Genomic DNA, 7,217 nt, shown 5'->3' with positions numbered 1-7,217 from the left:
GGTTCTCGGTGACGCTGAGGTGCGGGAACAGCTCGAAGTGCTGGAACACCATGCCGACGCGCGAGCGCAGCTTGGGCAGGTCGGTCTTGGGGTTGGCGATCGAGATGCCGTCGACCACGATGTCGCCCTTCTGGAAGGGCTCGAGCGCGTTGACGGTCTTGATCAGCGTGGACTTGCCCGACCCGGACGGACCGCAGACCACGACGACCTCGCCCTTCTGGACGTTGGTCGTGCAGTCGGTCAGCACCTGGAAGCTGCCGTACCACTTGGAGACGTTCTGGATGTCGATCACGGGGCGCTCCTGATCAGCGGATGATGGCGATCTTCTTCTGCAGCCGGCGCACGAGCATGCTGAGGCTGAAGCAGATCACGAAGTACACGACCGCGGCGAAGAGATAGGTCTCGACCGGGCGGTTGAAGTTCTTGCCGGCCACCTCGAAGCCCTTGAGCAGGTCGTAGGCGCCGATCGCGTAGACCAGCGAGGTGTCCTGGAACAGGATGATGGTCTGCGTCAGCAGCACCGGCAGCATGTTGCGGAAGGCCTGCGGCAGCACGATCAGCTGCATGGTCTGGCTGTAGTTCATGCCGACCGCGTAGCCGGCGTGGACCTGGCCCTTGGGCACGCTCTGGATGCCGGCCCGCATGATCTCGGAGTAGTAGGCGGCCTCGAACACCGTGAAGGTGATGATGGCCGACAGCTCGGCGCCCATCGGCCGGCCGATCAAGAGCGGGATCAGCAGGAAGAACCACAGGATCACCATCACCAGCGGGATGGAGCGCAGCGTGTTGACGTAGAAGGCGGCCGGTACCACCAGCCACTTCTTGCCCGACAGCCGCATCAGCGCCAGCAGCGTGCCGATGATGATGCCGCCCACCATCGCGATCAGCGTCAGCTGGATCGAGAAGAACAGGCCCTTGAGCACGAAGCCCGAGACGACGTCCCAGGTGAGGAAGGAGAAGTCGAGGTTTCCCATCATTTGCTCCCCATGGTTCCGGGGATGCGGATGCGGTCCTCGACGAAGGCCATCACGCGGTTCACGAAGAAGGCCGACACGAAGTACAGCGCGGTCACGGCCAGGTAGACCTCGACGCCGCGCGAGGTCTCTTCCTGGGCCTGCATCGCGAACATCGTCAGCTCGGCGATCGACACGGCGAAGGCCACCGAGGAGTTCTTGATGATGTTCATGCTCTCGCTCGTCAGCGGCGGGATGACGATGCGGAACGCCATCGGCAGCAGCACGTAGCGGTAGGTCTGCGGCAGCGTCAGGCCCATCGCCAGGCCGGCGTAGCTCTGGCCGCGCGGCAGGCTCTGGATGCCGGCCTTGACCTGCTCGGCGATGCGCGCCGACGTGAAGAAGCCCAGCGCGAAGACCACCAGCAGGAAGCTCGGCACGCTGCGCAGGCTGGTGAAGATCGACGGGATCACGTGGTACCAGAGGAAGATCTGGACCAGCAGCGGGATGTTGCGGAACAGCTCCGTCCAGGCGTTGCCGACGAACTGCAGCCGCTGGTCGGGCACGGTGCGCAGGATGCCCATCAGCGAGCCGACCACCAGCGCCACGACCAGGGCCAGCACCGCGACCGACAGCGTCCAGCCCCAGGCCGACATCATCCATTGCAGGTAGGTGATGTCGCCGCCGCTGCCGAAGCAGCGCGGGATCACCTCCCCGTCGAGCGTGTTCTTGCAGAACACCTGCCAATCGAAGCTGGCCAAGTCCGACCCCCTTACCCGGTTGACCCGCTTGACCCCGTGACGGCCCGCGAGCCCTGTGCAAACGAAGGAGCGCGGCGGGATCCTCCGCCGCGCTCCGAGGGTAAGCAAGCTTTGCGCCGCCCGGCGCTAGGGCTTACCTCAGTGACATCCCGAACCGCCCGCCAATCAGATCTTCTTGGCGTAGTCTTCCATCGGGCGGTTGTTCGGGTTCTTCAGGGTGTCCTTGAGCGTGTCGCTCATCGGCAGGCCGACCTTGGCGCCGGTCGGGGGCGTCGGCTGCAGGAACCACTTGTCGTACAGCTGGTTGATCTCGCCCGACTTCACCATGCCGGCGATGGTCGCGTTGACGATCTTCAGCAGGCCCTCGTCGTCCTTGCGCACCATGATGGCGATCGGCTCGACCGACAGCACCTCGCCGACGATCTTGAAGTCCGCCGGGTTCTTGCTGCGCGCGATCAGGCCGGCCAGCAGGCTGCCGTCCATGACGAAGACGTCGGCGCGGCCGCTGTCGACCAGCAGGAAGCTGTCGGCGTGGTCCTTGCCGAAGACCTCCTTGAACTCGACGCTCTCGGCGCGCTTGTGCTTGCGCAGGGTCTGGACCGAGGTCGTGCCGGTGGTGGTGGCGACGGTCTTGTCCTTCAGGTCGGCGACCGACTTGATCGGCGAGCTGGCCTTGACCGCCATCCGCACCTCTTCGACGAAGGTGGTATTGGCGAAGCTCACGTCCTTCTGGCGCGTGGCGTTGTTGGTGGTCGAGCCGCACTCCAGGTCGACGGTGCCGTTCTGCACCAGCGGAATGCGGTTCTGCGACGTGACCGGCTGGTACTTGACCGTGAGCTTCTTGCCGACGGCCTTCTCGATGTTCTCGATGGCCTTCTCGCAGATCGCGATGTGGTAGCCGACGTACTTGGCGCCGCCCAGGGTGTACGACAGGACGCCCGAGGACTCGCGCACGCCCATCGTGATGGAGCCGGACTCCTTGACCTTGGCGAGGGTGTCTTGGGCCTGGGCCAGGCCGGTCGCGGCCAGGGCAGCGGCCAGAACGAGCAAAGTCTTCTTCATGGGATTCCTTCGTCTGACGATGAGGGTAGAACGAAAACGCAATCTACAGGACTCGGGCATCAGGGTATGCCCGGGAAATACTTAGCTCAGCAGGTGCCGTGCCAGGCCGCGGTCGGCGCGGACTGTAGCCGCTGGCCCGGCGCCGGGCCAATGCCGATCACGGCGCGTAGCCATACCGCCGACGCATCGGCGGCCGGCCCTCAGGGCCGCAGGCCATAACCCGGCACGCCCATCTGCCACAGCGAGAACGCGTAGAGGTCGGCGCGCTCGGCCAGCTGCTGGCGCTTGGTGGCGCCGATGCCGTGACCGCCGTCGTAGTCCAGCCGCACCAGCACCGGCTTGCCGCTCGAGCTGGCGGCCTGCAGGCGTGCCGCCATCTTGGTCGAGTTCCAGACGTCGACCCGCGGGTCGTTCACGCCGTGCGTCAGCAGCACCGCCGGATAGGCCGTGCCGTCCTTCACCTGGTGGAAGCTGCTCATCGCCAGCAGCGCGCGGAACTCGTCGGCCTTGGTGATCGTGCCGAACTCGGGGATGTTGGTCATGCCGTTGGCGGTGTTCTCGCCGTTGATCATGTCCAGCGCACCCACCGCCGGCAGCGCCACCGCAAACAGGTCCGGCCGCTCGGTCAGCGCGCGCCCGACGGTGATGCCGCCGGCGCTGCCGCCGCTGACGGCCAGCCGCGGCGTGCTGGTCCAGCCCTGGCGGATCAGCCATTCGGCGCAGGCGATGAAGTCCTTCCAGGTGTTGGGCTTGTTCGCGCCCTTGCCGGCGCGGTACCAGTCCTCGCCGCGCGCGCCGCTGCCGCGCGGGTTGCCGTAGGCCAGCACGCCGCCGGCCTCCAGCCAGGCCAGCGACAGCGGCGTGAAGCGCGGGTCGATGGTCAGGCCGTAGGACGCGTACGCATTCAGCAGCACCGGGTTGCTGCCGTCGAGCCTGACGCCACGCCGGTGCACGATGGACAGCGGCACCTTCGCGCCGTCGTGGCTGGGCACGTCGACCTCGGTGGCCATCAGCTCGCCCAGGCCCGGCAGGTCGGGCAGCGGTTGCAGGCCGGTGTTGCGCACGCCGCGCGCGCGATCGACGACGTAGATCTGCTTCGGGTTCACCCAGCCCTGCAGCGCGATCACCACGCCGGGCAGCGCCGCGTCGTAGGCCAGGTCCGGCGCCTCGGCGCCCTGCAGCGTGAAGCTGCCCGCCACCGGCAGCGCGATCTCCTGGTAGAAGCGGCTGCCGGTCCAGGTGCGGCGCAGCAGGCGCTTGACGTTGCCGTCGCGCTGCTCGACGTACAGGCCGTCGGCGGCAGCGCCCAGGCCGGTCAGCACGCGGTCGTTCTGCGGCAGCCAGACGGCCGCCCTGGCGATGTCGGGCCGGGCCAGGTCCAGGCGCAGCAGCTTGCCGCGCGACGCGTCCTTCTGGCTCAGCAGGTAGAGCGCGCCGCCGTGCGGCGCGACCAGCGTCACCTCGTCCTCGAAGTCGACGATGCGCCGCCAGCCCGGGCTGCGCGTGCCCGACCGCGCCGCCGGCGCCAGCCACACCGCGATCTCGCGCTGCACGCCGTTGAAGACGCGCGCGATCAGGTGCTTGCCGTCGCCGCTGGGCTGCACCCACGCAAAGTGATCCGCCTCCAGCGTCACGCCCGGCGTGCCCGGGCCGAACACCGGCTCGGGGAAGAGCCCGCGGTCGATGCCCACCACGTAGACCGCGCTCTTCTGGTACTTGGCCGTCTCCGGCATGCCCGGCTTCATCTCCTGCAGCCGGTTGACGAAGAAGTGCCGGTCGTCCTGCCAGTAGATGCCGCCGTAGTCGACGCGGTCCACCGGCGCGATGCGCTCCTTGCCGTCGCGCGTGTCCAGCACGTGCAGCGTCGACGCCTCCGAGCCCGCGGCCGACACCGCATAGGCCACGTAGCGCCCGCTCGGCGACGGGCTGTAGTACGACAGCGCATGCGGCTGGCCGGTGCGCTGCTGCCACTGGTCGGGATCGACGAGCAGCTTCTCGGCGCCCTTCAGGCCGCGCCGCAGGTACAGCTTGTACTGGTTGTCGCCGGTGCCGCGCTTCTCGTAGAACCACAGGTCGCCGGGGCGTCGCGTCACGTCGGCCACCACCGGCCCGGCCTCGCGGTCCAGCGTCTCCAGACGCGACAGCAGCTTCTCGCGGCCGGCGATGCGGTTCAGCACGCCGTCGGCGTAGGCGCCCTGCGCCTTCATCCAGGCGACGGTCTCGGGGCTCTTCAGGTCCTCGAGCCAGCGGTAGGAGTCGGTCAGCGCGATGCCGTGGTGGCGGTCGGTCACCGGGCGCTGCGGGGTCGGCGGCGGCGCGGGGATCGCGCCCGTGCCGGTCGGCGTTGCCGCGGGAGCGGCGGACTGCGCGGGCGCGGTCGGCGTCGGCGCACAGGCGCTGGCGACGACCAGGGCAAAAGCCAGCGCGACAGCCGACACGACGGCGCGCGGCAACGGGAACTGCGGGGACATGCGGAGTCTCCTCTTGGGGGGCTGAGCGATGGAGCCGGGGCGGGATCGCCGCCGCGGCGGGCGAGATGATGCCTTAGGGCCTGTTAACGCTATCGGAGGGCAGCGCCCGGGCCGCGATCACGCCGCCGCTGCGGCCGCAGGCACCGGCCCCGCCGCCTGCAGGTAGGCCCACAGCGCCTGCGCGCCCGGCTTGGCGTGCTGCTTGGCGACCTCGGGTCGCTCGCGGTAGATGCGCACGTCCATCGTCAGCTCGAAGCTGCCCGAGGGCGCGGCCGGCACCAGCTTGCGCGTCTTGAGCTCCTTGCGCACCGAGCTGGCGGGCAGGAAGGCCAGGCCGTGGCCTTCGAGGGCCATCGCCTTCAGGCCCTCGGCCATGTCGGTCTCGTAGATCGGGTCGAGCGGCACCGTGCCGCCGGCCTGCTTGATGATCAGGTCCACCAGCTGGCCCAGGTAGGCGCCCGAGGCATAGCCCAGGAACGGCACCCGGTCGCGCGCCTGGGCCGGCAGCCGGAACATCGGCTCGCCGTCCGGCCCGGCCTTGGCATAGGCCCGCAGCGACTCCTGGCCCAGCGTCAGCATCTCGTAGCGGTCGGGCGACAGCTGCAGCGGCTGCGCCGGGTGGTGGTACGCGATCAGCAGGTCGCAGCTGCCTTCTGCCAGGCGCAACACCGCGTCGTGCACGTTCAGCGCGATCAGGCGGCTCTTCAGCTCGCCGAAGTCGCGCTTCAGGTCCATGACCCAGTGCGGGAAGAAGGCGAAGGCCAGCGTGTGCGGCACCGCGAACTCGATCATGTCCTGCCCGACCGCGCGATGCCCGCGCATCAGGTTGCGCGTGGCCTGCAGCGCGTTGAGGATCTCCAGCGCCTGCGCGTGGAAGGTCTCGCCGGCCGGCGAGAGCCGCGTGGGGTAGGACGAGCGGTCCACCAGGTCCGTCCCGGCCCAGGCCTCGAGCGCCTGGATGCGCCGGCTGAAGGCCGGCTGCGTGACGTGCCGCAACTGCGCCGACCGCGAGAAGCTGCGCGTCTCGGCGAGGCTGACGAAGTCCTCGAGCCACTTGGTTTCCACGGCGGGCAGTGTAGCGACGCACAGGGCATCACTCGGAGCAAGTCATCTACGTTTCGGGCTCATCGTCCTCCCCCGTGACTGCTTGACTAGTCAGCCGAAACTTGGCAAGGACCAGCGATGTCGAGCTGCCCTTGGTGCTCAACTGGCAACGAGCGGTGACATCAACAAACCGACAACTACACTCGTTGGCAGCACGAGCAGCTACATCAAGCCAATGGCAGATCGACCCCCGCGCCGGACCCTGAGGTCACCCGCTCAACGCCATCACAAGGCCAATGAGCCTTCGCAAGAAGAGTCGCAAGCCGGCACAGGTTGGCGCAAGCGAGACCCAGCAATCACGATCGGGCTCATTGCCGCGGTGGCTGCTCTCCTTCAAGCGATGTTTGCCTACTGGCAGTACGACTTCTCCAAAACCTCGTCCGAACGGCAGGAAAAGATTGCTGAGGACTCCGCGCGCGAGACAGCCAAGCAAACCGATCGATTGATTGCAGCGGCAGAGCGCCTTACCGCACTAGGCGCCGAGGCAAATGATGGGCAGCAACGATCTCTACAGCAATCTATCGACAGCGCGAAGCAGTCCTTTGAAGCGGCGATTGACGGCCAGCGGCAAGTCGCGACGCTAGTTGCGTCAGCACAAGAAGCATTTGCTGCTCAGTCGCTGCCAGTAGTCCGGTTCTCTACTTATCAGTGGTTTAGTCAGTCTGCAAACCGACCCATCTCTTGCGACCACGGCGCTTCCGGGATCAACGCCTACTTTGAAAACGTGTCTGCGGTTCCTGTCTACATCAGAGGCATCCAGACTAACCTGCTGCTGGGTAGCCGACCGGTCTTCTCCGAATCCGTGAAAGCCTTAGGGAACGTCTGCACAACGCGCCGCGCGGTGCAGTTTGGAGCGACGTGATGGC

Annotated in this window: 7 protein-coding genes; 1 reads left to right on the top strand and 6 read right to left on the bottom strand. The window is 67.5% G+C overall.

All coding sequences use genetic code 11. The features are described 5' to 3' along the window. From QZV97_RS19940 to QZV97_RS19915, 6 genes are all read right to left on the bottom strand, one after another. Window positions 1-292, bottom strand: a 292-nt coding sequence (locus QZV97_RS19940) for an ATP-binding cassette domain-containing protein (protein WP_295646956.1), incomplete at its 3' end; no start/stop codon positions are given. A 13-nt stretch (window positions 293-305) separates the two neighbouring features. Further along, complete coding sequence (locus QZV97_RS19935; RefSeq protein ID WP_295646953.1) at window positions 306-977, bottom strand: amino acid ABC transporter permease; 672 nt, start codon at window positions 975-977, stop codon at window positions 306-308. Continuing rightward, the gene (locus QZV97_RS19930) at window positions 974-1,714 is read right to left on the bottom strand and encodes an amino acid ABC transporter permease (RefSeq protein ID WP_295646951.1); all 741 of its coding nucleotides are present in this window, start codon (window positions 1,712-1,714) and stop codon (window positions 974-976) included. Before QZV97_RS19930 ends, QZV97_RS19935 begins: the two co-directional genes overlap by 4 nt. Window positions 1,715-1,879: 165 nt before the next feature. Further along, window positions 1,880-2,776: an amino acid ABC transporter substrate-binding protein gene (locus QZV97_RS19925; protein WP_295646948.1), complete on the bottom strand. Its 897-nt coding sequence runs from the start codon at window positions 2,774-2,776 to the stop codon at window positions 1,880-1,882. A 200-nt stretch (window positions 2,777-2,976) separates the two neighbouring features. Then, complete coding sequence (locus tag QZV97_RS19920) at window positions 2,977-5,247, bottom strand: prolyl oligopeptidase family serine peptidase (RefSeq protein ID WP_295646945.1); 2,271 nt, start codon at window positions 5,245-5,247, stop codon at window positions 2,977-2,979. A gap of 117 nt (window positions 5,248-5,364) precedes the next feature. Beyond that, window positions 5,365-6,312, bottom strand: coding sequence for a LysR substrate-binding domain-containing protein (locus QZV97_RS19915; protein ID WP_295646942.1), 948 nt, complete (start codon window positions 6,310-6,312; stop codon window positions 5,365-5,367). A 379-nt stretch (window positions 6,313-6,691) separates the two neighbouring features. Between QZV97_RS19915 and QZV97_RS19910 the strand changes: the two genes are divergently transcribed. Beyond that, window positions 6,692-7,213, top strand: a complete 522-nt coding sequence (locus QZV97_RS19910; RefSeq protein ID WP_295646938.1) for a hypothetical protein — start codon at window positions 6,692-6,694, stop codon at window positions 7,211-7,213. Window positions 7,214-7,217: the final 4 nt, after the last annotated feature.

The organism is uncultured Methylibium sp., assembly GCF_902826655.1.
GTDB lineage: Bacteria > Pseudomonadota > Gammaproteobacteria > Burkholderiales > Burkholderiaceae_C > Methylibium.
This window is presented reverse-complemented; position numbering and strand designations above follow the sequence as displayed.